Annotated in this window: 24 protein-coding genes; 13 read left to right on the top strand and 11 right to left on the bottom strand. The window is 65.3% G+C overall.

Annotation, left to right across the window (positions count from 1 at the left end; translation table 11 throughout):
- Positions 1-10 precede the first annotated feature (10 nt).
- The 7 genes from V6U71_RS03020 to V6U71_RS02990 all read left to right on the top strand — a co-directional run bounded on the left by V6U71_RS03020 (position 11) and on the right by V6U71_RS02990 (position 7,000).
- Positions 11-748: a hypothetical protein gene (locus V6U71_RS03020; RefSeq protein WP_411340945.1), complete on the top strand. Its 738-nt coding sequence runs from the start codon at positions 11-13 to the stop codon at positions 746-748.
- Entirely contained in the window at positions 745-1,242 is a 498-nt protein-coding gene (locus V6U71_RS03015; RefSeq protein WP_411340944.1) for a DUF2846 domain-containing protein, read from the top strand. The genes V6U71_RS03020 and V6U71_RS03015 overlap by 4 nt, the downstream gene beginning before the upstream one ends.
- Positions 1,243-1,456: 214 nt before the next feature.
- Positions 1,457-3,103, top strand: coding sequence for an acetolactate synthase large subunit (locus tag V6U71_RS03010; protein WP_411340943.1), 1,647 nt, complete (start codon positions 1,457-1,459; stop codon positions 3,101-3,103).
- 58 nt (positions 3,104-3,161) lie between these two features.
- Complete coding sequence (locus tag V6U71_RS03005) at positions 3,162-3,455, top strand: GIY-YIG nuclease family protein (RefSeq protein ID WP_411340942.1); 294 nt, start codon at positions 3,162-3,164, stop codon at positions 3,453-3,455.
- A gap of 49 nt (positions 3,456-3,504) precedes the next feature.
- A complete protein-coding gene (locus V6U71_RS03000; protein ID WP_411340941.1) occupies positions 3,505-4,944 on the top strand; it encodes an aldehyde dehydrogenase family protein in 1,440 nt (479 codons plus the stop codon).
- Between the two features lie 114 nt (positions 4,945-5,058).
- Positions 5,059-5,940 (top strand): UDP-2,3-diacylglucosamine diphosphatase, encoded by an 882-nt coding sequence (locus tag V6U71_RS02995; RefSeq protein ID WP_411340940.1) that lies wholly within the window; start codon positions 5,059-5,061, stop codon positions 5,938-5,940.
- Positions 5,941-5,950: 10 nt separating this feature from the next.
- Complete coding sequence (locus V6U71_RS02990) at positions 5,951-7,000, top strand: glycosyltransferase family 4 protein (RefSeq protein WP_411340939.1); 1,050 nt, start codon at positions 5,951-5,953, stop codon at positions 6,998-7,000.
- A gap of 3 nt (positions 7,001-7,003) precedes the next feature.
- On the opposite strand, the gene V6U71_RS02985 is transcribed toward V6U71_RS02990, so the two are convergent.
- The gene (locus V6U71_RS02985; RefSeq protein ID WP_411340938.1) at positions 7,004-9,457 is read right to left on the bottom strand and encodes a TonB-dependent receptor plug domain-containing protein; all 2,454 of its coding nucleotides are present in this window, start codon (positions 9,455-9,457) and stop codon (positions 7,004-7,006) included.
- 194 nt (positions 9,458-9,651) lie between these two features.
- Between V6U71_RS02985 and guaA the strand changes: the two genes are divergently transcribed.
- The 3 genes from guaA to V6U71_RS02970 all read left to right on the top strand — a co-directional run bounded on the left by guaA (position 9,652) and on the right by V6U71_RS02970 (position 13,053).
- Positions 9,652-11,238: a glutamine-hydrolyzing GMP synthase gene (gene guaA / locus V6U71_RS02980; RefSeq protein WP_411340937.1), complete on the top strand. Its 1,587-nt coding sequence runs from the start codon at positions 9,652-9,654 to the stop codon at positions 11,236-11,238.
- A 23-nt stretch (positions 11,239-11,261) separates the two neighbouring features.
- Positions 11,262-12,182 (top strand): M14 family metallopeptidase, encoded by a 921-nt coding sequence (locus tag V6U71_RS02975; RefSeq protein WP_411340936.1) that lies wholly within the window; start codon positions 11,262-11,264, stop codon positions 12,180-12,182.
- Positions 12,183-12,312: 130 nt separating this feature from the next.
- Complete coding sequence (locus V6U71_RS02970; protein WP_411340935.1) at positions 12,313-13,053, top strand: SDR family NAD(P)-dependent oxidoreductase; 741 nt, start codon at positions 12,313-12,315, stop codon at positions 13,051-13,053.
- Between the two features lie 24 nt (positions 13,054-13,077).
- On the opposite strand, the gene V6U71_RS02965 is transcribed toward V6U71_RS02970, so the two are convergent.
- The 6 genes from V6U71_RS02965 to V6U71_RS02940 all read right to left on the bottom strand — a co-directional run bounded on the left by V6U71_RS02965 (position 13,078) and on the right by V6U71_RS02940 (position 18,895).
- Positions 13,078-13,479, bottom strand: coding sequence for a GFA family protein (locus V6U71_RS02965; RefSeq protein ID WP_411340934.1), 402 nt, complete (start codon positions 13,477-13,479; stop codon positions 13,078-13,080).
- The gene (locus V6U71_RS02960; RefSeq protein ID WP_411340933.1) at positions 13,476-14,132 is read right to left on the bottom strand and encodes a TetR family transcriptional regulator; all 657 of its coding nucleotides are present in this window, start codon (positions 14,130-14,132) and stop codon (positions 13,476-13,478) included. Before V6U71_RS02960 ends, V6U71_RS02965 begins: the two co-directional genes overlap by 4 nt.
- Before the next feature lie 110 nt (positions 14,133-14,242).
- A complete protein-coding gene (locus V6U71_RS02955) occupies positions 14,243-15,733 on the bottom strand; it encodes an acetyl-CoA acetyltransferase (RefSeq protein ID WP_411340932.1) in 1,491 nt (496 codons plus the stop codon).
- Between the two features lie 10 nt (positions 15,734-15,743).
- Positions 15,744-16,532, bottom strand: a complete 789-nt coding sequence (locus V6U71_RS02950; RefSeq protein ID WP_411340931.1) for a crotonase/enoyl-CoA hydratase family protein — start codon at positions 16,530-16,532, stop codon at positions 15,744-15,746.
- 19 nt (positions 16,533-16,551) lie between these two features.
- Positions 16,552-17,775, bottom strand: coding sequence for an acyl-CoA dehydrogenase family protein (locus V6U71_RS02945; protein ID WP_411340930.1), 1,224 nt, complete (start codon positions 17,773-17,775; stop codon positions 16,552-16,554).
- Positions 17,776-17,785: 10 nt separating this feature from the next.
- Positions 17,786-18,895: an acyl-CoA dehydrogenase family protein gene (locus tag V6U71_RS02940; RefSeq protein WP_411340929.1), complete on the bottom strand. Its 1,110-nt coding sequence runs from the start codon at positions 18,893-18,895 to the stop codon at positions 17,786-17,788.
- A 159-nt stretch (positions 18,896-19,054) separates the two neighbouring features.
- On the opposite strand from V6U71_RS02940, the gene V6U71_RS02935 reads away from it, so the two are divergent.
- Positions 19,055-21,352, top strand: coding sequence for a CaiB/BaiF CoA-transferase family protein (locus V6U71_RS02935; RefSeq protein ID WP_411340928.1), 2,298 nt, complete (start codon positions 19,055-19,057; stop codon positions 21,350-21,352).
- A gap of 15 nt (positions 21,353-21,367) precedes the next feature.
- Here the strand turns inward: V6U71_RS02935 and V6U71_RS02930 are convergent, their stop codons facing one another.
- Positions 21,368-21,742, bottom strand: a complete 375-nt coding sequence (locus V6U71_RS02930) for an EthD domain-containing protein (protein ID WP_411340927.1) — start codon at positions 21,740-21,742, stop codon at positions 21,368-21,370.
- A 130-nt stretch (positions 21,743-21,872) separates the two neighbouring features.
- Between V6U71_RS02930 and V6U71_RS02925 the strand changes: the two genes are divergently transcribed.
- Both V6U71_RS02925 and V6U71_RS02920 read left to right on the top strand, forming a co-directional pair.
- Positions 21,873-22,283, top strand: a complete 411-nt coding sequence (locus tag V6U71_RS02925; RefSeq protein WP_411340926.1) for a Zn-ribbon domain-containing OB-fold protein — start codon at positions 21,873-21,875, stop codon at positions 22,281-22,283.
- Positions 22,280-23,443 (top strand): thiolase C-terminal domain-containing protein, encoded by a 1,164-nt coding sequence (locus V6U71_RS02920; RefSeq protein ID WP_411340925.1) that lies wholly within the window; start codon positions 22,280-22,282, stop codon positions 23,441-23,443. The genes V6U71_RS02925 and V6U71_RS02920 overlap by 4 nt, the downstream gene beginning before the upstream one ends.
- Here the strand turns inward: V6U71_RS02920 and V6U71_RS02915 are convergent.
- From V6U71_RS02915 to V6U71_RS02905, 3 genes are read right to left on the bottom strand one after another with little or no spacing between them, the layout of a single operon-like run.
- Positions 23,440-24,225, bottom strand: a complete 786-nt coding sequence (locus tag V6U71_RS02915) for an SDR family NAD(P)-dependent oxidoreductase (RefSeq protein WP_411340924.1) — start codon at positions 24,223-24,225, stop codon at positions 23,440-23,442. The genes V6U71_RS02920 and V6U71_RS02915 overlap by 4 nt on opposite strands.
- Positions 24,222-25,706, bottom strand: coding sequence for an aldehyde dehydrogenase (locus V6U71_RS02910; protein ID WP_411340923.1), 1,485 nt, complete (start codon positions 25,704-25,706; stop codon positions 24,222-24,224). Before V6U71_RS02910 ends, V6U71_RS02915 begins: the two co-directional genes overlap by 4 nt.
- A 22-nt stretch (positions 25,707-25,728) precedes the next feature.
- Positions 25,729-26,505 carry an enoyl-CoA hydratase/isomerase family protein gene (locus V6U71_RS02905; RefSeq protein WP_411340922.1) on the bottom strand — a complete coding sequence of 259 codons (777 nt, stop codon included), beginning with the start codon at positions 26,503-26,505 and terminating at the stop codon, positions 25,729-25,731.
- Between the last annotated feature and the right edge of the window lie 10 nt (positions 26,506-26,515).

The raw sequence follows: 26,515 nt of genomic DNA, 5'->3' as shown, positions 1-26,515 counted from the left end.
GTCGCACATCATGACCGTTGGGGAATTTCCGCGCCGCATCGTCGGCGTGGCCGTCGCCGCGCTCGCTTTGGGAGCGCCCGGTGCGGCACAGGACATGTCGTACTCCGCGAGCAGCGGAGAGGGGATCGATGCGACGTCCGCCGGCGCGACGGATGCGGTGACCGAGGCGTCTTCAGATGGCGCCGCCGCACAGCCCGCTATCGCCGAAGTGACTGCCGGAACGCCGGTCGAAATCCGCATCGACGAAGCGGTCAACAGCAAGACGCACAAGACCGGCGACTGGTATGCGATCTCGCTGTCGCGGCCGATTATGCTCGGCGAGCAAATAATCGTGCCGGCGGGCACCGCAGGGCGCGGGCAAGTCGTTCATTCGGCCAAATCGGGCTGGGGCGGCAAGGCCGGCGAACTGATTCTCGCCGCACGCTACCTGGAATTCGAAGGCCATCGCATTCCGTTGCGAGGAATGAAGCTCGGCGGCGTTGGCGGAAATAACGAGGGCCTTGCATTCGGCGCAACCGTCGCCGGGGGGTTAGTCGCGATGCCCCTCGTCTTCGCCCTCAACGGAAAAAATGCGGACATTCCGGCGGGCATGCTGGCGACCGCCAAGCTCGCCGAAGCTCTGCCGGCGAAAGCCGCAGTCGAAGCAACGGCAAGCGACGCCGGAACATTAGCCGATGAAGCGCAGCCGGCGGCGACGCCGGTCGCCGATACCAGTTCAACAACCGAGACGGGGGAACCGAAGTCATGAGAAAATTGATCGCAGCCGCGCTGATCGCCACGGTCGGCGTCGCCCAGATGGGCGCAGCCGCTCCGGCAATCGCGAAGGAAGAAAAGTCCGACGAGGCCAAGGGCGTCAAGAAGGTCATCCCCACACCCGCAGAGGATAAGGGACAGGTCGTCTTCTATCGCCCCGGCGGAATGGGCTTTGCACTCGGGTGCGGCGTCAATGAAAACGGCGAACGGCTGAGTGCGCTCGGCGCCGGAAAATATGTCGTCCTGCCCGCCGATCCGGGCTCGCACAGCTATACCGTCAAGAGCGAAGCCACCGATCTTTTGACGCTGGAGGTCGAACCGGGCGAAACCTATTATGTGAAGTGCAAGATCAAGATGGGCATCATGGTCGGCAGGCCCAACATCGCGCCCTCGACGCAGGCCGACTTCGATGCTCTCAGCCACAAGCTGGAATATGTCGACGCCGATGACATCGGACCGAAGAAGGAAAAAGGCGCCTCGGCGCCCTGATCGCCCAACCGCTTCATATGGCCCCGCGCTCCGGCGCGGGGCCATTTCGCGCACAGGGTGACAACCCCTTTCCCCCTCGTTACAACCGCTTCCCGGTGCAGCAGGGACTCGCGGCCTACGACGAGAGCCGCTGCAACGACATATGTGCTGAGGGGTCGCCAGCATGACTTGGGGCCGCACCGGGGTGGTGCGTGGCTGAGGGGGCGACTGGCATATGAAAAAAGCATCCGACCTGTTCATCGAGTGCCTGGAAGAAGAAGGCGTCGAATATATCTTCGGCGTTCCGGGCGAGGAGAATCTCGACTTTCTCGACAGCCTGTCGCGGTCGACCAAGATCAAGCTGATCCTGACCCGCCACGAACAAGGCGCGGGGTTCATGGCCGCGACCTATGGCCGCCATACGGGCAAGACCGGCGTCTGCCTCGCGACGCTCGGGCCCGGCGCGACCAATTTCGTCACCGCCGCGGCCTATGCGCAGCTCGGCGGCATGCCGATGATGATGATCACCGGGCAAAAGCCGATCAAGAAATCGAAGCAGGGCCGCTTCCAGATCCTCGACGTCGTCGCGATGATGGGACCGATCACCAAATATACCCACCAGATGGCCTCGTCGGACAATATCCCGAGCCGGGTACGCGAGGCCTTCCGCCTTGCCGAGGAGGAAAAGCCGGGCGCAGTGCATATCGAGCTGCCCGAGGATATCGCCGACGAGCATACCGACAGCCTGCCGCTGAAGCGCAGCCACAGCCGCCGCCCGACCGCCGATGTCAAGTCGATCCGCGAAGCGGTGAAGGCACTCGAGGAAGCGACCTCGCCCGTCCTCGTCATCGGCGCCGGCGCGAACCGGACGATGACCAGCCGCATGCTGCTGCAATTCATCGAGAAGACCGGTATTCCCTTCCTCACCACCCAGCTCGGTAAGGGCGTGATCGACGAGCGGCACCCGAAATTCCTTGGCTGCGCCGCGCTCAGCGCCGGCGATTTCGTCCATCGCGCGGTCGAGGCGTCGGACTGCATCGTCAACCTGGGGCATGACGTGATCGAAAAGCCTCCCTTCTTCATGAAGCAGGGCGGGCCGAAGGTCATCCACATCTCGACCAAGACCGCCGAAGTCGACCCCGTCTATTTCCCCGACATCGAGGTGATCGGCGACATCGCCAATGCGGTGTGGCAGATGAAGGAGGATATCGTCCCCAACGGCGGCTGGAAGTTCGACCATCTGCTCGCCTATCGCAAGGCCGAGGTCGAACATACCGCGCCGCTCGCCGAGGATGCACGCTTCCCGATCTTCCCGCCGCATCTGGTGCAGTCGATCCGCGACGCGATGCCCGACGACGGGATCATCTGCCTCGACAATGGCGTCTACAAAATCTGGTTCGCGCGCGGCTACACCGCCTACCGCCCCAACACCGTGCTGCTCGACAATGCGCTCGCGACGATGGGCGCGGGGCTGCCCAGCGCGATGATGTCGGCGATGGTCTATCCGGGGCGCAAGGTCATGGCGATCTGCGGCGACGGCGGCTTCATGATGAACAGCCAGGAGATGGAGACCGCGGTGCGCCTCGGCCTGAACATCACGGTGCTGATCCTCAATGACAACAGCTATGGCATGATCCGCTGGAAACAGGCGAACATGGGCTTCAAGGACTGGGGCCTCACCTATGGCAACCCCGATTTCGTCAAATATGCCGAAAGCTATGGCGCCAAGGGCCACCGCGTCGAAAGCGCGGCGCATTTGAAGGAACTGCTCGCGCACACCCGCGACACGCCGGGCGTGCACCTGATCGACTGCCCGGTCGATTATTCGGAGAACGACCAGATTTTGAACATCGACATCAAGAAGCTGTCGAAGGAATTGTAAGCCTTCGCCACCGCCCGTTTTCTTGTCATCCCCGCGAAAGCGGGGACCCAGGAGCGAGATGGATCAGACCTATCACGTTTATATCCTTGCCAGTAGACGCAACGGTACGCTCTACACGGGCGTGACGGGAGATCTCGCAGCGCGTTGCAGCCAGCATCGTAATGGGCAAGGGTCGCAGTTTACCGAACGTTACGGCGTTCACCGCTTGGTGCATGCGGAAGCCTTCGCTGACGTCAGCGAAGCTATTGCGCGTGAAAAGGCGATCAAGAAATGGCGCCGGGCGTGGAAGCTGGAACTGATCGAAAGAGACAATCCGCAATGGCTCGACCTGTACGACCGGCTTAACGTTTGATTGTACCGCCCCTGGGTCCCCGCTTTCGCGGGGATGACAGCGTTGGAGAATGATTGTGAAACTGAAACCCGTCTACCCGCTCTACCTCAACAACAAGGCGGCGCAGCCGAACACCGATCTGGTCGTCACGGATAAATACACCGGCAAGCCGGCCTTTCGCACCGCGCTCGCTACCCCCGACGTGATCGACGAAGCCATCGCGGGCGCCGTGCGCGCCGCCGAACCGATGGCGCGACTGGCGAGCTTCGAGAAGCAGGCGGTGCTCAACCATTGCGTTGCGCGCTTTCGGGAGCGGTTCGACGAACTTGCCTATGCGTTATGCGTCGAGGCCGGGAAACCGATCAACGATGCCGAGGGCGAGGTCACGCGGCTGATCGACACGTTCCGCATCGCGGCCGAGGAAGCGGTGCGCAATTATGGCGAGGTCCAGCCGCTCGATATCAGCGCCCGCGCCAAGGGCTATATGGGAATGTGGAAACGCGTGCCGATCGGCCCGTGCAGCTTCATCTCGCCGTTCAACTTCCCCCTCAACCTCGCCGCGCACAAGATCGCCCCGGCAATCGCGATGGGCTGCCCCTTCGTGATGAAGCCCGCGTCGATGACGCCTTTGGGCGCGATCATCATGGGCGAAGTGCTTGCCGAGTGCGACATCCTGCCCGAGGGCGCTTTCAGCATCCTGCCCGCGAGCCGCGACGGCGCCGACCTGTTCACCACCGACGAGCGGCTCAAACTCCTCTCCTTCACCGGATCGCCCGGCGTCGGCTGGGATCTCAAGGCAAAGGCGGGGAAGAAAAAGATCGTCCTCGAACTCGGCGGCAACGCCGCGGTGATCGTCGACAAGGACGCCGACCTCAAGCATGCGCTCGAACGCATCATCTTCGGCGCTTTCTACCAGTCGGGGCAGTCGTGCATCGGGGTGCAGCGGATCATCATCCACGAGGATATCTACGACAAGTTCCGCGCCATGCTGGTCAAGCGGACGAAGACGCTGATCTCCGGCGATCCGAAGAAGCGCGACACCTTCATCGGCCCGATGATTTCGGAGAAAGAAGCCGCGCGGCTCGACGGCTGGATCCAGGAAGCGGTCGCGGGCGGCGCCAAGCTGCTCACCGGCGGCAAGCGCGACGGCGCGATGCTCGAAGCGACGCTGCTCGAAAATGTCGACCGCAAGTCGAAGGCCTATCGCGAGGAAGCGTTCGGCCCGCTCGCCATCCTGTCGAAGTTCAAGAAGTTCGACAAGGCGATGGCGGAAGTCAACGACAGCAAGTTCGGGTTGCAGGCGGGCATCTTCACCCGCGACATCCATCAGGTTCTCGACGCGTGGGATACGCTCGACGTCGGCGGGGTCGTCGTCAATGACGTGTCGAGCTATCGCGTCGACAATATGCCCTATGGCGGCGTCAAGGACAGCGGGCTCGGCCGCGAGGGCGTACGCTTTGCGATGGAGGATATGAGCGAGATCCGCAATCTGGTGATCCGGCGGGTCTAGCGCGTCACAAAAGCGACGCCAGACTTTCTTCAAACTGTCGCGGCTTTGAATCGCACCATGTAACAAATCTCCTGTCTAGGCCGGGGGCAGCAAAGGCTGCTTCCGGAGTGCGACATGGCCACGATTTCGACCCTGCCGATCCCCGCCCGCTTTCCCGACCCGTTCACGACCGACCCGCATATTCCCGAACGCGTGATCGGCAAGCGGCGAAGCTATCGCACCGTGTGGGTCAGCGACATCCACCTCGGCACGCGCGGCTGCAACGCCGCGATGCTGATCGACTTTTTCGACCATGTCGACTGCGAGACGCTCTACCTCGTCGGCGACATCATCGACGGCTGGCGGCTCAAGAAGCGGCACTTCTGGCCCCCCGAGCACAATGACGTCGTCTGGCGGGTGCTCAAGCGCGCCAAGCGCGGCACGCGCGTCGTCTATGTCCCCGGCAACCATGACGAAATGGTCAAGCCGTTCGATGGTTTCGACTTCGGCGGCGTCGAAATCCGCCGCGAGGCGGTCCACGAAACCGCCGACGGCAGGAAGCTACTCGTCGTCCATGGCGACGAATTCGACGCGGTGATGCTGGCGCACCGCTGGCTCGCCTTCGTCGGCGATGCCGCCTACACAGCGCTGATGAAGTGCAACGTGGTGGTGAACGCGGTGCGCAGCAAGCTCGGCCTTCCCTATTGGTCGCTGTCGATGGTCGCCAAGCACAAGGTCAAGAACGCGGTGCAGTTCATCGGCCGCTACGAAGAAGTCGTCGCACACGCCGCACGCTCGCGCGGAGTCGACGGTGTCGTCTGCGGCCATATCCACAGCGCCGAGATGCGCGAGATCGAAGGCACCGAATATTATAACGACGGCGACTGGGTCGAAGGCTGCACCGCGCTGGTCGAACATCACGACGGCACGATGGAGATATTGCACTGGGCCGAAGAGGTTGCGGCGCGTTCGGTACCCGCAACGCTCGAACTTTCCGCACCGGCGCGCGCAGCTTGAGGAATCGGGCATGAAGATACTGATCGTCACCGACGCATGGGAGCCGCAAGTCAATGGCGTCGTCCGCACGCTGCAAGCGACGATCGGCGAATTGCGCAAGGGCGGGCATGAGGTCGAGGTAATATCGCCCGACCTGTTCCGGTCGATCCCATGCCCCAGCTATGGCGAGATCCGCCTCGCTTTTGCGGGCGCGCGCAGGGTCGGGCGGCTGATCGAGCGGTTCGCCCCGCAGGCGATCCATATTTCGACCGAAGGGCCGCTCGGCCTCGCGGCGCGGCGCTGGTGCCTGACCAACGGCTTTCCCTTCACCACCGCCTATCACACGCGCTTCCCCGAATATGTCGCGGCGCGCCTGCCCGTTTCGCCTGCCTTGGTCTGGCGCTTCATCCGCTGGTTCCACCGCCCCGCGCGCCACATCATGGTCGCGACCCGCAGCCTCGCGCGCGAACTCGCCGAGCAGGGACTGGGGCAGACGATGATGTGGGAACGCGGTGTCGATCATGCGCTGTTCCGCTCCGATCGCGCTCCATATCCGGCCTATCAAGGGCTGGCGCGGCCGATCCAGCTCTATGTCGGACGCGTCGCGGTCGAAAAGAATATCGAAGCCTTCCTCGATACCACGCAGCCCGGCACCAAGGTGATCGTCGGCGACGGTCCCGCGCTCGCCGAGCTCAAGGCGCTTCATCCGGACGCGCTCTTCCTCGGCAAGCTCGGCGGCGAGGCTCTGGCCAGCGCTTATGCCGGCGCCGATGTCTTTGTCTTTCCCAGCCGTACCGACACTTTCGGTCTGGTGGTCATCGAGGCGCTCTCGTGCGGGACGCCGGTCGCGGCCTATCCGGTCCCGGGCCCCGGCGACATAGTCCGCGATGGCGCGGGCGCGCTCGACGATAATCTCGATACCGCAATCGCCGCCGCACTGGCGTGCGACCAGGCCGACGCAGCGGCGCTAGGCGCACGCTACAACTGGCCGAACTGCACCCAGCAGTTCCTGAAGGCGCTCACATTCATCCCCGTCGAACCGATGCCCCGCCACGCCGCCGCAGCGCCGGCCACCGTCTAGGGCCTAAAAGGCCTTGCGCCACTCCAGCTCGACATAGCGGCCGAGCGGATCGGTATACCCCGGCTGATAGTTCAGCGGCACGACGCCGCTGCCGTCGGTTACCTTGCGCTGCGCGTCGAACAGATTGTCGATCGACAGGCGCAGGCGCGAACCCTTGAGGAAGGGCAGATCCTCGGTCAGCTTCGGCATCTGGTTGAAATCCGCGAAGAAGCGCAGGTTGAAGGTCGCGAGGTCGTGGAACTTCAGGTCGCCGTTGGCGCCGCCGACGATGGTGCTGCCGCTATCGTATTTCGCGCTGACGCGCGTCCCGAAGCCCTTGTAGAACAGCCCGCCGTCGAGTTCGACGAGGTGACGGTTGCTGCCACCGCCGCTGCCGGTCGCCGACCCGTTCAGCAGATCGAGTTCGGGGACGCCGGGTCCGATCAGCACTTTGTCGGTCAGTTTGATGGTGTGATAGAGCGACACCTGCCAGCGGCCACCCTGCTGCTGCTGTCCGCCGAGCATGCCGCGCGGACCACCCATGCCGCGGAAACCGCCCCCACCGCCACCCCCACCGCGCCGACGCTCGCCGTCTGCCCGAGGCCGGCCTTCGCCCGTGGGTGCCGCCTGTCCGTCGCCGGCTGCCGGCGGCGGGCCGCCTGCTCCGCGCCCTTCGCCCGCGCCGCCCCGACCACGGCCGCCCGCTTCGTCCTTCTGCCCGAAGCTCTTGCCGAAGTTGAAGCCCCAGCGGATCTGCGAATTGCTGGCGCGGTCGAAATTGATCGGGCGCTGGTCGATCGACAGCAGATTGCCATCGTCGTCGCGGATGACGCGGCCGGGGAAAGCCGCTTCGATCTCGGGGGTGAGCACCGGCAGGCTGTTCGCCGTGTCATAGCTTTTGTTGCTGTTGTAATTGATCGAGAAATTGAGACCGTCGACCATCGGCAGCGCCCAATTGAGCCCCAGCTTGAAATCGCGCCGGCGCTCGGCAAGCAGGTCGGGATTGCCGCCGCTGATCGTCGAGATCAGCACCGTCTGCCCGGTACGGAAATCATAATAGGTGACGCCATCGGTCACCTGCGGCGCAGCGCCGAGCTGGGTCACCGTCGGCGCTTCCTCGTCGCTGTTGAAGCTCGCAACCAGCGACAGATTGTCGGTGAAGTTGAAATTGAGATTGGCGCCCCAATTCTTGAGCGTCTGGAAATCGCTCGGCTTCTGGATCTGCCCGCTCAGCGTCGCCGACACCCGGAACGGCCCGACATTATAGTCGGGATCGAGCAGCGGGATGTTGAGCGAGCCGAAGGCGCTCGGGACGTCGCGGGCGAGGTCGGTCGTCGTAATCGTCGCGCCGCGCTGCGACCGGCTGTCGAAGCGCAGCCCCGAATAACCCGCCGTCGCCGACACGCGGATCGGTCCCGCCCAGCCGTCGCCAAGGCTGCCCGAGAAATTGGTATTGGCGCCGAAGCTCTGCTGGCTGCTGTCGAAGCGGTCGCGCGTGCCGCTGTCGCGGTCGGTGAAGGTGCGCGTGTCGGCGTCGGCATAATTGCCGGTAACCGACCAGCGCCAGTCGCCGAGCATGCCGTTGACGCTGGCCGAACTGGTCCAGTTCTGGCTGCGGCTGTCGCGGCGGAGCGGATCGGTCGCGCCGCCCGGACCGGGGCCGAGCAGGCTGAGGCTGTCGGTCTGGTCGAAGCGCAGGCTGACCGACGCCTCGGTCACCTTGCCGATGTTGCGGACCAGCGTGCCGTCGATGACATAGGTGTCGCTCGCCGGCGACAGGCTGCGCGCCGGGGCGCCGGCCGCGAGGACCGGGTCGTCATAGACGAGGTTCCGCTCGTCCTCGCGCAGCATCGTTTGATGCTCCCAGCTCCCGTTGAGATTGAGCCGGCCGTTCTGACCGATGGCGATGAAGGCCGGTTCGAACTCGCTCTTGAACTGTCCGCCCTGCGTCGGGATGCCCGCCTCAGCCTCGGCCGACACCTGCCGGAAATTGGGCTTGAGCACGAAATTGACGACGCGCTCGGTCGCCGCATAGCCATATTGCAGCGCGACCTCTTCGGGAAAGATTTCGACCTTGGCGATCGCCTCGGGCGGGATATTGCGCACCGCGCCGAAACCGGATGTGCGGCGGCCGTTGACGAGGATCACCGGGCGCCCGCCGCCGCGGCCGCGGCCCGACCGCGTCTGCGGTTCGAGGGCGTCGAGCAGTTCCTCGATCGACGATGCGCCGTAACTGGCGATTGCCGCTTCATCGAGTTCGGCCTCCGCCGCGAAGTCGGTATCGAGTTGCCCGGCAAGGCGGGGGGCGGTGACGACGATTTCCTCGCCGTCGATATCCTCTTCGCCATCGTCGATATTGGCGGTCGAGAGGGCCGGGTCGGCGACTTGCTCGTCGGCCGCCAATACAGGCGTCGATGCGATCGCGGTCGCTGCCAGCAACGCGGCGCGGATCGAAAGCGAGAGGCGATTATTATTCATCGGGAGAGATGCCTTCTGTCTTTTTGTCTTTGTTATTTCTTATCGTCGGCGGCTGAACCGGTCATGACACCGGTTTGTTCCTGCGGTTCAGCTATGTCGCATTTGTCGCAACAGTGTGGCAGCGCGGCAAAAGGTCGACCGATGCATCGCCTTGGCGGCTGGACAGCGACGCCGCGCCTCTTTATCGGCCAGCCATGCCGACTCCCGACTCCCCCGCCGCCCCTGAATCGATCCTGATTATCGATTTCGGTAGCCAGGTCACCCAGCTCATCGCTCGCCGCGTCCGCGAAGCAGGCGTCTACAGCGAAATCGTGCCATTCAGTGCGGCCGAAGCGGCGCTCGAACGTATGCAACCGAAGGGTGTGATCCTCTCGGGCTCACCCGCCTCGGTTCCTGCATCCGGCAGCCCCCGCGCCCCGCAATCCGTCTTCGACAGCGGCCTGCCGATCCTCGGTATCTGCTACGGCCAGCAGGTGATGAGCCAGCAGCTCGGCGGACAGGTCGAGCCCGGCGGTGCCGATGGCGAACGCGACGGCGAGTTCGGCCGCGCCTTCCTGACTGTCACCGAGCCTTGCGTCCTGTTCGACGGCCTGTGGGAGGTCGGCGAGCGCCATCAGGTCTGGATGAGCCATGGCGACCGCGTCACGCAATTCGCGCCCGGCTTCCGCATCGTCGCGATCAGCGACGGCGCCCCCTTCGCGCTAATCGCCGATGACGAGCGCCGCTATTACGGCACGCAATTCCACCCCGAGGTCGTCCATACGCCCGACGGCGCAAAGCTGATCGCCAATTTTGTCCGCCATGTCTGCGGCTGTTCGGGCGACTGGACGATGGCCGAGTTCCGCGCCACCAAGATCGCCGAAATCCGCGAACAGGTCGGCGACCAGCGCGTGCTCTGCGGCCTGTCGGGCGGCGTCGACAGCGCGGTCGCCGCGGTGCTGATCCACGAGGCGATCGGCGAACAGCTCACCTGCGTCTTCGTCGACCATGGCCTGCTTCGCATGAACGAGCGCGAGCAGGTCGAGCGTCTGTTCCGCGACCATTACAACATCCCGCTTGTCGTGGTGGACGCAGAGGAACGCTTCATGAGCGGCCTCGCGGGGGTCACCGACCCCGAAAAGAAGCGCAAGTTCATCGGCGCCGAGTTCATCAACGTGTTCGAGGAAGAAGCGAAGAAGATCGGCGGCGCCGACTTCCTTGCGCAGGGGACGCTCTATCCCGACGTGATCGAGAGCGTTTCGTTCACCGGCGGACCGAGCGTCACGATCAAGAGCCACCACAATGTCGGCGGCCTCCCCGAGCGCATGAACATGAAGCTCGTCGAACCGCTGCGCGAACTGTTCAAGGACGAGGTCCGCCTGCTCGGCAAGGAACTCGGCCTTCCCGACATCTTCGTCGGCCGCCATCCCTTCCCCGGCCCCGGCCTCGCGATCCGCATTCCGGGCGAAGTGTCGAAGGAACGCTGCGACATTCTTCGCAAGGCCGACGCGGTGTATCTGGAGGAAATCCGCAATGCCGGGCTCTACGATGCGATCTGGCAGGCGTTCGCGGTGCTGCTGCCCGTCAAGACAGTCGGCGTAATGGGCGACGGGCGCACCTACGACCATGTCTGTGCCCTGCGCGCCGTCACCTCGACCGACGGCATGACAGCCGACATCTATCCGTTCGACGCGAGTTTCCTCAGCCGCTGCGCAACGCGCATCATCAACGAGGTCCAGGGCATCAACCGCGTGGTCTATGATTATACCTCGAAGCCGCCGGGCACGATCGAGTGGGAGTGACGGGTCGCGAGAGGATGAGCATCATGACCAAGTCGAGCATTTATCCGATCGGTACCCCGGGCGAGCCTTGGGGCGCCGCCGAAATCGAAGCGTGGCGGAACCGGCAATCGCGCCAGCGGTGCTACGATGTCGATATCATACCCCGTATCGACGCATTGGCCGGACGCTATGATCGGGTGGTTTATGGCGAACTCGACTATGCCGGGGAAACATACCCGCTGCTCGCGCTTCGCGATCACTCGTTCGCGCCCCATCTTCCGACCGTCCTCGTGACCGGAGGCGTACATGGTTACGAGACAAGCGGCGTCCTCGGCGCGCTGACGTTTATGGAAACCGCCGCATCGGACTATGCCGGCAAGGCCAATCTTCTCGCGATCCCCTGCGTCAGCCCGTGGGCCTATGAGCGCATCACCCGGTGGAATTACGACGCTGTCGATCCGAACCGCAACTTTCGTCCCGACGGGCCGGCGCGCGAAGCGACGGCGCTCATCGAGCTGATCGCGTCGGTACAGTCGCCATTTCTGATGCATATCGACCTTCATGAAACGACCGACACCGACGCCAGTGAATTCGGACCCGCGCGCGCGGCGCGCGACGGCAAGATCAACGATCTGGAACTGATCCCCGACGGCTTTTATGTCGTCGATGATAGCGCGAATCGGCAGCCGGCGTTCCAGCAGGCGATTATCGCCGCGGTCGAGCGCGTAACCCACATCGCTCCCCCCGACGACAATGGCGAAATCATCGGCTCACCGGTCGTGGCCCATGGCGTGATCGAATATCCCCTGAAGGACCTCGGTCTCTGCGGCGCGATTACGGGAGCGCGGTATACGACGACCACCGAAGTCTATCCGGACAGCCCGCGGACATCGCCGGAGGAGTGCATCGAGGCGCAGGTCGCGGCGGTGTGCGCTGCCATCGACTTTGCGCTCGCCAATACCTGACAATCTCCTGCCGGGACCTTCGCGGCGAACGCCCCATTGCACCCGGGGGAATATATTTATACCCTATAGATAATAGGCTCCGGTGGCCCATGAGGGCTGCGGCGCCGCAGATCTTGCGGGAGAAGCTTCCATGGAAGGCCGGTTGTCGGGGAAAATCATTCTTCTGTCGGGCGGGACCCGGGGGATGGGCGAAGCGCAGGTTCGCGGAATGGTACGCGAAGGCGCACAGGTCGTTTTCGGCGGGCGGGACCGGGACGCGGGAACGGCGATCGCGGCATCGCTCGACGGCAAAGCCCATTTTGTGCCGCTCGACGTCACCAAGCCCGAGGAATGGAAGGCCGCAGTCGGCTTCACGGTGGAGCGGTTCGGCCGGATCGACGGGCTTGTGAACAATGCGGGGGTCGGCGCGACACGTCCGCTGATCGACATCGGCGACGAGGAGTGGGCCGGCATCATCGCGGTCAACCAGAATGGCGTATTCTGGGGCATGCGCGAGGGCGCGCGCGCGATGCTGGAATCGGGCGGCGGCTCGATCGTCAATGTCGCATCGCCTGCGGGCACGAAAGCCCATGCGAATCTCGTCGCTTATTCGGCCGCAAAAGCAGCGGTGATCGGGATGTCGCGGGCAGCCGCCAAGGAGCTCGCGCCCCGCGGCATTCGCGTCAATGTCCTGATCCCGGGCTTTTTCGCAACGCGCCTGCTGACCGAGACGACGAACAGCGAGGCCCTCGTCCGCGGGGCGCAGTTGACGCCGCTCGGGCGGGTCGCACAACCGGAGGAGAGCGTCGGTGCGGTCCTGTTCCTGCTTTCGGACGAAAGCAGCTTCGTGACGGGTACGCAGGTCGTCGTCGACGGCGGCTACACAGCCTGAGCCGCCAGAAAGAGTCAGGTCGCGTCAGGCGTTCTTTTCGAACGCATATTGCCCTTCGGGTAGCACGACCCAAGGCAGCGCGGTCGACGTCCAGACGCTGACCGTCGGAACGAAGGGAGCCGGATCGTCGAGCGTTCCGACCTTGACGATCAACAGCCCCTTTCCGTCGGTGGGCTCCGAAAAGATCGGCGACCCGCAGCGACCGCAGAATTTCCGCAGCACCGCGTTGCCGGAGAATGTATCCTTGTCTTCATAGACCGACAGTTCGCCGTCATGGCTGACGGCCGCCCCCTTGAAGAGCAGGTTGACCGAGAAGGCGCTGCCCGATTGCCGGCGGCAGTTGATGCAATGGCATTGCGCCACCACGATCGGGTCGCCTTCGGCCCGGTAGCGCACCGCGCCGCAATTGCATCCGCCCTCGATCATATCGTTTCGCCTCTCTGTCCGTATCGAAATCTGAAACCGTCGAGCAGCACCTGCAATGTTTCGACGAACAGCGCCTCGTCCGACACCGGCGATTTGGCAATTGCCGCGGCCAGCAGCGGATAGCGCGTCGCATCCACCGGCGGCATCGCGGCATGGTCGTGCGCCTTGGCCGCCGCGTCGAAAAGCGACTTGCCATAGGTCAGCTTTTCGAGCGCCTCGAGAACCGCAAGGTGATGCTCGGGCGGATAAGGGCAGTCCGACAGTCCGCGTTCATAGGCACCGAGCATCAGTTCGCGCGGGAAGAAGCGCAGCATCAACGGCCCGGCATGCGCGTGGTTCAACATCACGCGCCGCGTCGCGACCGCGAGATCAATCACCCGCTCCTCCCACGACGAACCCGGCTTTTCGCCCTGCCCCACCTCGACCAGCAAGGTCCTCGCGATCATGTGGAGAAGCTCGTCGCGATTCTTGAAATGATAATAGAGCGACGGCGCCTGGACGTTCAGTTCACGCGCCACCGCCTGCACGGTCAACGCGTCGAGCCCCTTGCGATCGAGCAGGTCAATCGACACAAGGATCGCCGTTTCGCGCGTGATCAGCGGCGTCAGCGGGCGTCCCGGACCCTTTTTCTTCCTGGCTTGGCTGGCGGGCAAACTTATCCCTTTCCCTATCGGCATTAGGCCGACAGATGCCACCATTGCCCGGCTTTGAACAGTCAGGAGGCTCCGATGCGTCGCTTCCCCTTCAATCCTGCCGCTCGCGATCACGCAAAGCGCCATTCGCGAAGCGCCGCGCCTTCCACGATCCGGCCGCTGGCACCGACAGGATCCGCCTCCGCATCGGCCAGCCGGCGCAGCACGGCCTCATCGCCGGGTGGGACATGGGCGAGCGTCCGCTCGCCCGCCGGGGTCCTGGCGACGACCACGCCGGCCTTTGGCAATCCGTCGCGCCGATAGAGGATCGTGTAGCTTTCGATCGTCGCGTCGCCCAGATAGTCGCGCGCCAGCGCCGGAATTGCATCGCGCATCGCGTCAGCCTCCTCCTGATAGTCGTAACTGCGGGGAAAGGAGGCCGCGGCGATCGGCTCGCTGCTGATCACGATGCTGTGATTGTGCGTCGCGTAACCGCCATTTGCGAAGAGCAGCCCCGTGCCGCCATCCATCCGCAACCGATCGGTCATGCTCGCAATGGCGTGGCCCATATAGTTGCCGATCGGCCCACCCCCGAAGGTCAGGCCGCCAAAGACCGTCGCGGGCCGTTCGGCGGGCCAATCGATGATCCGGCGGGCGAGCTTCGGGATGCAGGGAAAGCAGCTATAGAGTTCGACCATGTCCAGCCCCGACGGGTCGACATCATTCAGGGCCAAGGTCCGGCGGATCGAGACCTCCATGCTCGCGCTATGGTCGTAACGGTCGCGCTGCAGGGGGCTGTTCGGTTCGTGAGCTGCTGCCCCGTTGCCGACATAGATCCAGCGATCCTCCGCGATACCGCGCCGGCGCGCCTCCGCAACACTCGTCACGATGAAAGCCGCGCCCTGGTTGACCGAAGCGTTGGCGACCATCAGCTTGTTATAAGGAAAGGCGATCGGCCGGTTGCTTTCGGACGGTGCGATCACCGCGTCGGCGCTGACCGGCTTGCGAAGCCATGCGTTCGGATTGGCGGCCGCAACGTTGGAAAAAAGCGACCAGATCATCCCGCTCTCGGCCTGCGCCTCGGCGAAACTTTGCCCGAGCGATGCGCGGAGCGCATTTTCGTAAAGCGGATACACATCGACCGGCGCCACCAGCCCATATTGCTGGGCATAGCTCGGCTCGCGCCGCTGCGCTGCTTCGCGCGTCGCGTCGACGCGGCGGCCGGACTCTTGCGCGGCGGCTCTCGCCGCTGCGGTTCGCAGCGCCTCGGCGCCGCAGAGCAGCGCGATCCGGGACTCGCCGGCCCCGATCCGGTTCGCCGCCTCGTTGAGCAGCATGACCGGACTGTCACCATTCGGCCCCTCGCTTTGCACCATCGTCGCGGGTGCGATGCCGAGCTCTCGGGCCAGTGGTTCGCGCGCGTCGGGGATGTCGCGGAACGATATCTGCTGGACGATGCCGAGATAATCGGCGTCGGCAAGTAACGCTCCTCCGGCGTCCTTTTCGGCGATCCTGAGAGCCTCGGCCATCAAGCCGACCGGGCTGTGTCCGTCAACGGGGTTTTCCGGTCGATCGTTGATCTGGCCGACGCCGACGATGATGGGGATATTCTCGTCCGACATACCTGCTTCCTCAGCGAGCCTGCCAGACGGGCTGACGCTTTTCGGCAAAGGCCCGCGGGCCTTCGCGCGAATCCTCGGACGTGAAGACAAGGCGTGTTTCGCGCTTGTTCGCTTCCCAGAAATCCTCGTCGCTGGCGATCCGTCCCTCGGCGATGCCCATCGCGATCCGCTTGCTCGCCTGCACCGCGAGCGGGGCGTTGACCGCAATGCGATCGGCGAAGTCGAGCGCGGTTTCCATCAGCCGGTCGAGCGGCACGACCTCGTTGGCGAGGCCGAGGTCGAGCGCGCGCTGCGCCGAAATCGGCTCTCCGGTCAGCAATATCTGCATCGCGACCTTTTGCGGGAGCTGCTGGACGATACGGAAAGCACCGCCCGCCGCGGCAATGATGCCGCGCTTGACCTCGGGCAGACCGAATTGCGCATGATCGGCGGCGATGACGATGTCGGAGGCGAGCGCGAGCTCGGTGCCGCCGCCGAGCGCGAAGCCGTTGACCGCGGCGATGATCGGCTTGCCGATCGGGTGCCGTACGAAGCCCGCAAAACCCCACGCGCGCTGCGCCTTGTCCTCTGGCTCCAGCCATTCGCCGCGCGACAGTGCCTTGAGGTCGGCGCCCGCACAAAAGGCCTGATCGCCGGCACCGGTGACGATCACCGCGCGAATTTCGGGATCCGCCTCGGCCAGTTCAAGGCCTTCGCCAAGGCCGACATGGACCGCGGCGTTCACCGCGTTGCGGGCCTCGGGCCGGTTGATCGTCAGGATCAGGACATGGCCGCGACGTTCGGCGAGCACTTCGGTCATCTTGTTTCTCCGAAAGGGGTTAGAGGCCCATGATCTTGGCGATGATGTTGCGCTGGATCTCATTGGTCCCGGCATAGATCGACGCGGCGCGTTCGCTGACGTAGCGCATCGGCGCGATAGCCGCCTCGCGCGGCCCGGCAAACCCGCCCTCCGCATGGGGAAAATGGACGGGGCCGGCCGACACGCCGGCCTGCGGCTGATAAGCCATGCCATAGCGTCCTGCGGCGAGCAGGCGCAGTTCGGTGATCCGCTGCTGCAATTCGGTCCCGCGGATCTTCATCAGCGAGGGGATCGCGTGCGGATAACGGCCCGCCCCGGCATCGCTCATCGCGCGAAATTCGAAGATTTCGAGCGCCAATACGTCGATCCGCGCCTGCGCCATGGCGTCGGCGAAGGCGGTGTCGTCGATCAGCCGCCCGCCATCGTCGCCGCGCGCCGCGCTGGCGAATTGCTCGATTTCGTCGAGATCGATCTGCAGCCCCGGCGCATAGGCCGCGCCGCCGCGTTCGAACTCGAGCAGATATTTGGCGACGGTCCAGCCGTCGCCGATCGCGCCGACGACGTTGGACTTGGGCACGCGCACATTATCGAGGAAAATCTCGTTCTGGATATTCTCGCCGGCGGGCGAGATCGTCGGCACCACGGTGATCCCGGGGCTGGTCATGTCGATCAGCAGAAAGCTGATCCCCTTCTGCGGCCGGTCGAGCGTCGCGGTCCGGACAAGGAAGAAGCCCCAGTTCGCGGCATGGGCGTGCGTGCTCCACAATTTCTGGCCGGTGACGACCAGATGATCGCCATCCTCTTCGGCACGGCATTGCAGGCTGGCGAGGTCGGAGCCCGAGCCGGTTTCCGAATAGCCCTGACACCAGAAATGCTCGCCCGACAGCATGCGCGGCAGGAAAAACGCCTGCTGCTCCGCGCTGCCATGGCCGATGATTGCCGGGCCGCACATCTGCACGCCCATCGGCGAGACCGGCGGCGCGCCGGCGGCGATGCGTTCGCGCTGCCAGATGCAGCGCTGCGCGAGGCTCCACCCGGTGCCGCCATGCTCGACCGGCCAAGACGGCGCGACCCAGCCCTTGTCGTGCAGGATCGCCTGCCACGCCCGCGCATGATCGGGGTCGGCATAAACGCTTGTCATATACGCGCCGCTGGCGCGGAGGTCATCGGTCAGCTTGTCGGCGAGAAAGATGCGCACTTCGTCGCGAAAGGCGATTTCGTCGGCGCTCCAGGCGATATCCATCTATCCCTCCTCAGGCCGCGCGCGACAGGCCGGCGAAGCGGCGGCGATGCCAGTCGGCCGATCCGAATTCGCTTTCGATAACGGTCGCGCGGCGGAAATAATGGGTCACCGCGACCTCGTCGGTCATGCCCATGCCGCCGTGGAGCTGGATTGCATTCTGGCCGATGAAACGACAGGCGCCCGCTACCGTTACCTTCATCGCCGACACCGCACGCGCACGTTCGACGGGTGCGGCATCGAGACTGAGCACCGCACGATACACCGCCGAAGTGGCGAGCTCGATCTGCATATACATGTCGACCATGCGGTGCTGGAGGACCTGAAAGGTTGCGATCGCCTGCCCGAACTGGCGGCGCTCGCGGGTGAAGGCGATGGTGTCGTCGAGCATCACGCGCATCACCCCCAGCGCTTCGGCGCCGAGCATCGCGGTCGCGACATCGCATAACCGCTCGATCGCTTCCGCGCCCCGCGCAACGAGCGCGCGCTCGGGTATCGCCACGGCGTCGAAGCTCATATCGGCCGCACGGCGCCCGTCGATAGTCGGGAAAGCGGTGAGCGAGATGCCAACAGTACCGGCTTCGACGAGAAAAAGCGCCGGATCCTCGTCGACACGCGCCGTGACGAGAAAGTGCGTCGCGATCGGTGCCGCGATCACCACCGCCTTGGCGCCGTCGAGGCGCCATCCGGTCGCCGTGCGCGACGCGACGCTATCGTGCGGCATGCGGTCGAAGCGCGTTTCGGCCTCGGCCCAGGCAAAGGCGACGCGCATGCCGCCGCTCACGATCGCTTTCAGATCGGCATTGCGCCCTTCGACAGCCCCCAGCGCCAACGCGCCGATAACTGCGGTTTCAAGATAGGGCTCGACGAGCAGGTTGGCGCCCAACTCCTCCATCACCACCATCATGTCGACAGCATCGCCCCCTGCCCCGCCCGCGGCATCGGCGACGAGCACGCCGAGGATGCCGAGATTGTCGGCGAGCCCGCGCCACAGCGATTCGCTCCAGCCCGACGCACTCCGGGCGCTCGCCGTACGCGCCGGAAATCCATTGTTGCGCGCCAGATAACCGCGCAACGCGTCGCGCAACTGACGCTGGTCGTCGGTGAAAGTGAAGTCCATCATCAGCTCTCCGTGACAGGGCCGCTAACATAGAAGGCCCGAGCCCGCAAAACGAATTAGTCGATTAATTAACTTTTCTTCGCGGCCCGGATATGGCAAGCGCCCGTGATCCCAGTCGGACGGTTTTGCGTCCGGCCGAGCGCCGAACAGAAAGGTAAGTCCATGTCCAACCGACCGCTTTCCGGCGTTCGCATCGTCGAAAGCGTGCGCGGTCCGCTGGCGATGATCGGACGCTATCTTGCCGATCTCGGCGCGCAGGTCGACAGCTTCGCGCCCGATCCGGATCGCGGTGCCGAAACAATCGTCGCGCAAGCAGGCAAGCGGATTCACGCCGAAGCGCTGACCGAGACCTCCGCCCTCATCGAACGAGCGCATATCGCCATCGCCGATCGTTCGGCGGGCATCGACCTCGCTGCGCTGCGCCGCGACCGACCCGCGCTTGTCACCATGTCCGTCAGCGACTTCGGCGAAAACGGCCCGTTGGCGAAATGGCGCGCGACCGGGCCGGTCCTTCACGCACTGTCCGCCGTGCTGTCACGTTCGGGCATCCGAGGCCGCGAGCCGCTGATCCCGCCCGGCGATCTTGCTTACCAGTGCGCCGCCCCGCAGGCCGTTTTTGCGCTGCTCGGCGCGCTCTATCGGAGCTTAAGCGGCGGCGCAGGCGCGCATTTCGACTTCGCGGCACTCGACGGCGCGGTGCAGGGCCTCGATCCGGGCTTCGGGATCAACGGCAGCGCGACGATGGGCAAGCCGGTCGGGCTGCTGCTCCGCGACCGGCCGCGTGCCGGTTTCCAATATCCGATCATGCGCTGCGCCGACGGCTATGTGCGAATCTGCTTGCTCGCCAAACGGCAGTGGCGCGGCATGTTCCGCTGGATGGGCGAGCCCGAGCAGTTCGCCTCGCCCGATTTCGACCGGACGTCGCACCGTTATGCGTCGGCCGACCTCCTCCCCTATATTGCAGGCTTTTTCGCCGACAAGCATCGCGTCGATCTCGAGCGCGAGGGACAGGAGCATGGCGTGCCGATCGCGTCGGTGCTGACGCTCGGCGAGTTTCTCGACAGCGATCATGCCGCCGCGCGCGAGGCGGTGGCGACGCTTGGCGATGGAACGCGGCTCCCCAACGGATTCCTGACGGTCGACGGCGAGCGTATGGGGCCGCTCCCTGCCCCGGAAGACGTCGCATTTCCCTCGGCGAGCGCAGCTCTTCCCCTCGCCCCCTTCGGCGACCTCAAGGTCCTCGACCTTGGTGTCATCGTCGTCGGCGCCGAAGGCGCGCGTCTGCTCGGCGATTTCGGCGCCGATGTGATCAAGATCGAGAGTCAGGCGTTTCCCGACGGCAGCCGCCAATCCTATCTGGAGCACGGCATGTCGGTCAGCTTCGCCGCCGGCCACCGCAACAAGCGCAGCCTGGGTATCGACCTGCGCAGCGCCGAGGGCCGTAGATTGTTCCTCGACCTCGTGAAACAGGCCGACGTCGTCTGCTCGAATTTCAAACCCGGCACGATGGAGAAGCTGGGCCTCGGCGAAGCCGAACTGCGCGCGATCAACCCGCGGATCGTCGTTTCCGAAAGCTCGGCCTTCGGCGACACCGGGCCGTGGAGCGGGCGCATGGGCTATGGCCCGCTCGTCCGTGCGTCGACCGGGCTGACGCTTGCCTGGCGCTACCCCGACGACCCGCAGAGCTTCAGCGATTCGATCACCGTTTATCCCGACCATGTCGCGGGCCGCATCTGCGCGATCGGCGTTGCGGCGCTATTGATCCGGCGGCTTCGCACCGGGCTGGGCGGGGTCGCCAAGGTCGCGCAGTCCGAGGTGATGATCGGCCATTTCGCCGCCGACGTCGTACGCGGCACGCCGGCGGGCGGTGCCCCGACCGACTGGCCGTGGGCCGCCTATCGCACTGCGGGCGACGACGAATGGTGCGTGATCACCGTCGAGTCCGGCGCCGATTGGGCGCGATTGTGCGACACCATCGGCTATGTTGAGGGAACGGTGTTCGATACGGCGGCCAAGCGGCTTGCCGCGCGCGCCGCGATCGATGAGCGGATCGAGGCATGGCTGGCCGACCGCACGCCATATGAGGCAGCGGAGATACTGCAGGCGGCGGGCATCGCCGCCGCCCCGATGCTGCGCCTCTCCGAACTTCCCGATTTTCCCTATTATCGCGAACGCGGCTTCTACCGGATCGAAGGTCACCCTTGGTTGCAGGAAGACGTGTTCGGCGATGCCTATATCGCGCGAACCAGCGACCTGCCCGCGCCGCCCCTGCGGCCCGCGCCGCTGAGCGGCGAGCAGAGCGCGGAGGTCATCGCCGACTGGCTGGGTGTCGATGCAGCGGGCATCGACGCACTCAAGGATAATGCCGTCCTCGAGCCGCTCGCCGAACTGACCCGGCAACAGGCGGAGGCGCATATGGCTAGCCGCGAACCCGTGACCGCGACGGGGCGTCCCAAATAGGGCTCCCCGTCGCGTCTAGCCGATGACGTGATAATCGTCCGACAGGAAGATCGGCGAATTGGGCAGGTCGATGAACTTTTGCTCGTCGGCGAGCAGCAACGCACCCGCAACGCGCCCCGCCTCTGTCGTCCCGGCCGCAGAAAAGCTTGCCATATCGTCCCACCAGAGCTGCGCGACGCCGTCGAAATCGAGGCCCGATGAGCCCCTCACATCGGCCAGCGGAAAGGCACCGGGCAGGGTCAGGCTGTGCGACTGGACATATTTGCGAATGCCGAGCGCCGCCGCATGTTCCCGGACCAGCGGGGCATGGCGGTTCCGCCAATAATCCTGAAATTGCGCGCGCGTCAGCCCCGGCAGCCGCTTCAGGCAGAAGGTCACTCGCAGCATCATCGTCTCTCCCATCCGCGGGGGCTTTATCCCGTCCCGCGCACTTCACCATTGCACGTCGGCATCGAATCTATATAGTGTAGATAAATGATGCAATGGCCGCTGGAGAGCGGCGGGAAAGGATGCGGGGCGAATGACCTATCATTCGGCAACGGGCCCGATCGGCGCCGAAGGGCGCTATTGGGATGCGCTTCTGGAAGGGCGGCTCGAACTGCCGCGCTGCGCGGGATGCGGATACTGGCATTGGCCCGCGGTCTGGCGTTGCAGCGCGTGCGGCGGCTGGGACCATGAATGGGTAAAGCAGCCGCTGACCGGCACGGTCTTCACCTACACCCGCACCCACCACCCCTTCGGCGGCACCGAAGCCTTTGCCAAACCCTTTGCGACGCTCGTCGTCACCCTCGATGCCGTGCCGGTGCGCCTGGTCGGCGTGCTCGAAGGCGACGAGGCGGGCCTGAAGATCGGTGCCCCCGTCACCGGCACCATCGCGCGCACCGCCTTCGGTGACGCAGAAATCCCTGCGCTGCGCTGGAGACTTGCATGACCCCCAATCTGTCCGGCCTGACGGCGGCCGCCGGCGTCGGCTATCGCCAGTACAAGCGCGGCACCGCGCCCCTGCCCGAGCGCGGCGTGCTCGTCCGCGCGATCGTCGATGCGTGCGAGGATGCGGGCTTCGATCCCGCCGACGTCGACGGCTTCGTCTCCTATGGCGACGACAAGAACGAGCCGGTGCGGCTGATGCCCGATCTCGGCACCAAGGCGATCAACTGGTCGGCGCAGGTGTGGGGCGGTGGCGGCGGCGGCATCGCGGGCGCCTTCGGCATCGCTGCGTCGGCGATCCTGACCGGCCAGGCGCGCGCCGTCGTCGTGTTCCGCGCACTGGTCGAGGGCAATAGCGGGCGGCTGTCGGCGGCCGTCATGGCGCATCACCTCAACGACCATATGGTGTCGTCGGGCATCCTCGCGCCCGCGCAGGTCTGCGCGATGCGCGCGCAGCGGATGTTCGAATATCACGGCGTGCCGTACGAGCTGTGTGAGGAGTTGGTCCGCGCCTCTTACTACCACGGCAGCCGCAATCCCGAAGCGGTCGCCTATGGCAAAGAGTTCGACACGCAAGAATATCGCGGCTCGCGGATCATCGCCGAACCCTTCCACCTCTTCGATTGCAGCCGCGAGAACGACGGCGCCGGGGCGATCCTGCTCGTGTCGACCGAGATGGCGCGCGACCTGAAGAAGAAGCCGGTCAAATTGCTGTCGGTCGCGCAGGGCACCGAAGCAGGTTATGGCGACCTGCTCGAAAACGACGCGACCGACCTCTACCCGACTGCGGGTTTCCGCGCCATCCGCGACCGGCTGTACGGCACCGCCGGGCTGACCCCTGCCGATATCGACGTCGTCCAGCTTTATGAGAATTTCAGCGCGCAGGGCATCGCGTCGCTGATCGATCACGGTTTCTGCACCTATGAGAATGTCGCCGAGGTCGTGCGCTTCGAGAATCTGATCGCGCCGTCGGGCAAGCTGCCTGTCAACACCTCGGGCGGGAACCTCGCGCATGGCTTCGTCCACGGCTTTGTCACCGCGGTCGAAGCGGTGCGCTGCCTGCGCGGCGAAAGCCCGAACCCGGTGCCGAACGCGCGGACCTGTCTGCTCGCCGGCGGACCCGGCGCGCCGACGATCAGTTCGGCAATCTTCGGGGTCGATTAACTGACGGTCGAGATGCCGCCACTGACCGGGAGCAGCACGCCGGTCACCCAGGCGCCCGCGCGCGACGAAAGATAGATCACCGCGCCCGCGATATCGTCCATCTCGCCCGCCCGTGCACCGAGCGGCGAAACGAACGCCTTGGGGACCTCGTCCGCCTCCCCCATACCAAGAAATTGCTCGGTCAGGCGCGAGGGGAACAGGCCCGGCGCGATCGCGTTGCAGCTGATGTTGCGCTTGGCGAGATGGCGGCCGAGATGGCGCGACATCATGGCGACCCCGGACTTGCTCGACGCATAAGCGAAGTTTTCGAGATGGCCGGGATTGAGCGCAGCAATCGACGCGATGTTGATGACCCGCGCCGGATCGCCCGGCGTCGCCGCGCCTTCGAGCTGCGGCAGCAATTTACGCGTCAGCAGGAAGGGCGCAGTCAGGTTGAGCCCGAGCACCGCGTCGAAATCCTCGCGCCCCTCGGCGTCGAGCGGGGTCGGGCGATCGGTCCCCGCATTGTTGACGAGGATATGCAGCGGCCGGTCGCCGAGCGCCTCGGCGATCCGCGCGATGCCGTCCTCGATCGCGACATCCGCCACGACACCCTGCGCCTTACCGCCCAATTCCGCGACAATCGCATCGATGTCGTCGGCGCCGCGCGCGACTACCCAGACTTCCACGCCCGCCTGCGCCAGCCCGCGCGCGATCATCCGGCCGATGCCCGAGGTCGCGCCGGTTACCAGCGCGCGCTTGCCCGCGACGTCGAACAGACCGGCGGTGTAGTCCGCGCTCATGCGAGCGCGCCGGGAGCTTGCGGCAGGAACACGGTCTTGACCTCGGTGAAGGGCTCGATGCCTTCGGGTCCGCCCTCGCGCCCGACGCCCGATTTCTTGAAGCCGCCGAAGGGATTGGTCAGGTCGAAATCGCGCCCGTTCTGGGTGAAATGGCCGGTGCGGATACGCCGCGCGACGCCATAGGCGCGATCGGTGTCGTGCGTATAGACGCCCCCCGACAGACCGAACGGACTGTCGTTGGCGATCGCGATCGCTTCCTCGACGCTGTCATAGGGAATGACCGCAGTGACGGGGCCAAAGATTTCCTCCTGCGCGATAGCCATATCGTTGGTCGCGTCGGCGAACACCGTGGGCTCGACATAATAGCCGCTGTTCAGCGACGGCGGACGGCGGCCACCGGTCGCGATGCGCGCGCCCTCGGCGACGCCCTTGTCGAAATAGCTCGACACCTTGGCATGATGCCGCGCCATCGCGAGCGGGCCCATCATCGTGTTCGCATCCAGCGGATCGCCGATGCTGGTCGCCGCCATCGCCGCGGCGAGGCTTTCGACATAGGCGTCCTTGCGCGCGCGCGGGACGAGCACCCGGCTGAAATTGATGCACACCTGGCCGCAGAGCAGGGTGATCATCGGAGCGAGCGCGGGCCCCATCGCCTCAGGCTCGAAATCGTCGAGCACGATCGCGGCCGACTTGCCGCCCAGTTCCATCGTAAAGCGCGCCATGCGCCCAGCGCAGACCTGCGCGATATGCAGCCCGACCTCGGTCGAACCGGTGAAGGCGACCTTGTCGACGCCGGGATGGCGGACGAGCAGGTCCGATGCCTCGCGGTCGGCGGGCAGCAGGTTGATTACCCCCTCAGGGAAACCCGCCTCCTCGGCAGCTTCGGCGAGCATGAACGCTTCGAGCGGGGTTTCGGGCGCGGGTTTCAGGATGACGGTGCATCCGGTCGCGAGCGCGGGCGCCAGCTTGATCAGCAACGAAGCGAGCGGCCCGTTCCACGGCGCGATCGCCGCGACGACGCCGACGGGTTCGCGCACCACTACCGCAACCTTCGACATCATGCCGTTCGACGGGCGCACATCCTCGAACGGATATGCCTCGGCGAGGCCGGCATAATAATCGAGCAGTCCCGCGGTGCCTGCACCCGAACCCTGCGCCATCCAGATCGGCACCCCGACCTGCGATATCCACGCGCTGTCGAGCGCGGCGCCGCGGCGCTGCAGCGCCTCCGACAAGGCGCGCATGTAGGTTGCGCGCTCGGCGGCGGACATGCGCGGCCAGGGGCCCTCGTCGAACGCCTTGCGTGCCGCCGCGACCGCGCGCTCGACCTCGGGCACCCCCGCCGCGACGACCTCGCCGAACGCCTCTTCGGTCGCGGGATTGGTCACCGTAAAGCGGCCGCTGCCCTCGACGGGAATCCAGCGCCCGCCGATGAACAATTTGTCGGGATGCGCCACCTGCGCCTGGGCTTGGCCGATCATGGTCTTCTCCTGATGTGTCTGTTCAGCGTTTGTGGTCGTCGTGCTCGGACAGGAATTTGCCGAAAGTCTCGCCGCCCGCCGGGGCGCCCGCCATGCTGGCGATCATCCAGTCATATTCGGCCTGCCAGCCCTCGATCGGCGAGCGCGTCAGGCTGCCGTCGACGAGCGTCTTGATGCCCTTGATCCCCTGCGGCGGATGCGCGGCGATGGCCGAGGCAAGCGCGATGGCGTGCGCGTCGAGTTCGGACGCCTCGACGACCGCATTGACCAGCCCGATGCGCTCTGCCTCCTCGGCTTCGACGACCTGCCCGGTCATTAATATCGCCTTGGCGCGCGGCGCGCCCACCGCGCGCGGCAGCGACCAGGTTGCGTTGGCGCAGCCATAGCCGACGGCGGTCACCTTGAAGCGAAAACCCGGCGTCGCGATGCGCATGTCGCAGGCGAGCGCGAGCAGCGCGCCCGCGCCGAAGCAGATGCCGTCGATCGCGGCGATGATCGGCACAGGATGCACGGCAACACGCCCGAACACCGGATCGCGCGTCTCGAACGCGCGGCGCATCGTCGCGGCATCGAAGCCGGCCATCTCGTGGATATCGAAGCCGGCGCTGAACGCCTTGCCCCCGCGCGCGCTGATCACAATGGCGCGGATATCGGGGTCGCTCGCGGCGCGGTCGAGCTGGTCGGCGAAGGCCGTAAAGGTCGGCGTGTCGTATGCGTTGTGCACGTTGGGCCGGTTGAAAATCAGGTGCAGCACCCCCGGCGCGGGGGTCGCGACGATCAGCGTCGGTTCGGTGGTCATCACTATATCC

Source organism: Sphingopyxis sp. J-6 (assembly GCF_046603995.1).
Classification (GTDB): domain Bacteria; phylum Pseudomonadota; class Alphaproteobacteria; order Sphingomonadales; family Sphingomonadaceae; genus Sphingopyxis.
Note: the sequence above shows the minus strand (reverse complement) of the source record. Positions and strands in the feature narration are given on the sequence as shown.

What these genes read in the sequence shown, in the direction of transcription:
- V6U71_RS02930 (WP_411340927.1), bottom strand. Translation starts at nt 21,742, where the DNA reads ATGATGCTGCGAGTGACCTTCTGCCTGAAGCGGCTGCCGGGGCTGACG.
- V6U71_RS02925 (WP_411340926.1), top strand. Translation starts at nt 21,873, where the DNA reads ATGACCTATCATTCGGCAACGGGCCCGATCGGCGCCGAAGGGCGCTAT.
- V6U71_RS03015 (WP_411340944.1), top strand. Translation starts at nt 745, where the DNA reads ATGAGAAAATTGATCGCAGCCGCGCTGATCGCCACGGTCGGCGTCGCC.
- V6U71_RS02985 (WP_411340938.1), bottom strand. Translation starts at nt 9,457, where the DNA reads ATGAATAATAATCGCCTCTCGCTTTCGATCCGCGCCGCGTTGCTGGCA.
- V6U71_RS03000 (WP_411340941.1), top strand. Translation starts at nt 3,505, where the DNA reads ATGATTGTGAAACTGAAACCCGTCTACCCGCTCTACCTCAACAACAAG.
- V6U71_RS02940 (WP_411340929.1), bottom strand. Translation starts at nt 18,895, where the DNA reads ATGATGGACTTCACTTTCACCGACGACCAGCGTCAGTTGCGCGACGCG.
- V6U71_RS02950 (WP_411340931.1), bottom strand. Translation starts at nt 16,532, where the DNA reads ATGACCGAAGTGCTCGCCGAACGTCGCGGCCATGTCCTGATCCTGACG.
- V6U71_RS02965 (WP_411340934.1), bottom strand. Translation starts at nt 13,479, where the DNA reads ATGATCGAGGGCGGATGCAATTGCGGCGCGGTGCGCTACCGGGCCGAA.
- V6U71_RS02920 (WP_411340925.1), top strand. Translation starts at nt 22,280, where the DNA reads ATGACCCCCAATCTGTCCGGCCTGACGGCGGCCGCCGGCGTCGGCTAT.
- V6U71_RS02935 (WP_411340928.1), top strand. Translation starts at nt 19,055, where the DNA reads ATGTCCAACCGACCGCTTTCCGGCGTTCGCATCGTCGAAAGCGTGCGC.
- V6U71_RS03010 (WP_411340943.1), top strand. Translation starts at nt 1,457, where the DNA reads ATGAAAAAAGCATCCGACCTGTTCATCGAGTGCCTGGAAGAAGAAGGC.
- V6U71_RS02995 (WP_411340940.1), top strand. Translation starts at nt 5,059, where the DNA reads ATGGCCACGATTTCGACCCTGCCGATCCCCGCCCGCTTTCCCGACCCG.
- V6U71_RS02910 (WP_411340923.1), bottom strand. Translation starts at nt 25,706, where the DNA reads ATGATCGGCCAAGCCCAGGCGCAGGTGGCGCATCCCGACAAATTGTTC.
- V6U71_RS02975 (WP_411340936.1), top strand. Translation starts at nt 11,262, where the DNA reads ATGACCAAGTCGAGCATTTATCCGATCGGTACCCCGGGCGAGCCTTGG.
- V6U71_RS02945 (WP_411340930.1), bottom strand. Translation starts at nt 17,775, where the DNA reads ATGGATATCGCCTGGAGCGCCGACGAAATCGCCTTTCGCGACGAAGTG.
- V6U71_RS03020 (WP_411340945.1), top strand. Translation starts at nt 11, where the DNA reads ATGACCGTTGGGGAATTTCCGCGCCGCATCGTCGGCGTGGCCGTCGCC.
- V6U71_RS02990 (WP_411340939.1), top strand. Translation starts at nt 5,951, where the DNA reads ATGAAGATACTGATCGTCACCGACGCATGGGAGCCGCAAGTCAATGGC.
- V6U71_RS03005 (WP_411340942.1), top strand. Translation starts at nt 3,162, where the DNA reads ATGGATCAGACCTATCACGTTTATATCCTTGCCAGTAGACGCAACGGT.
- V6U71_RS02955 (WP_411340932.1), bottom strand. Translation starts at nt 15,733, where the DNA reads ATGTCGGACGAGAATATCCCCATCATCGTCGGCGTCGGCCAGATCAAC.
- V6U71_RS02915 (WP_411340924.1), bottom strand. Translation starts at nt 24,225, where the DNA reads ATGAGCGCGGACTACACCGCCGGTCTGTTCGACGTCGCGGGCAAGCGC.
- V6U71_RS02970 (WP_411340935.1), top strand. Translation starts at nt 12,313, where the DNA reads ATGGAAGGCCGGTTGTCGGGGAAAATCATTCTTCTGTCGGGCGGGACC.
- V6U71_RS02905 (WP_411340922.1), bottom strand. Translation starts at nt 26,505, where the DNA reads ATGACCACCGAACCGACGCTGATCGTCGCGACCCCCGCGCCGGGGGTG.
- guaA (WP_411340937.1), top strand. Translation starts at nt 9,652, where the DNA reads ATGCCGACTCCCGACTCCCCCGCCGCCCCTGAATCGATCCTGATTATC.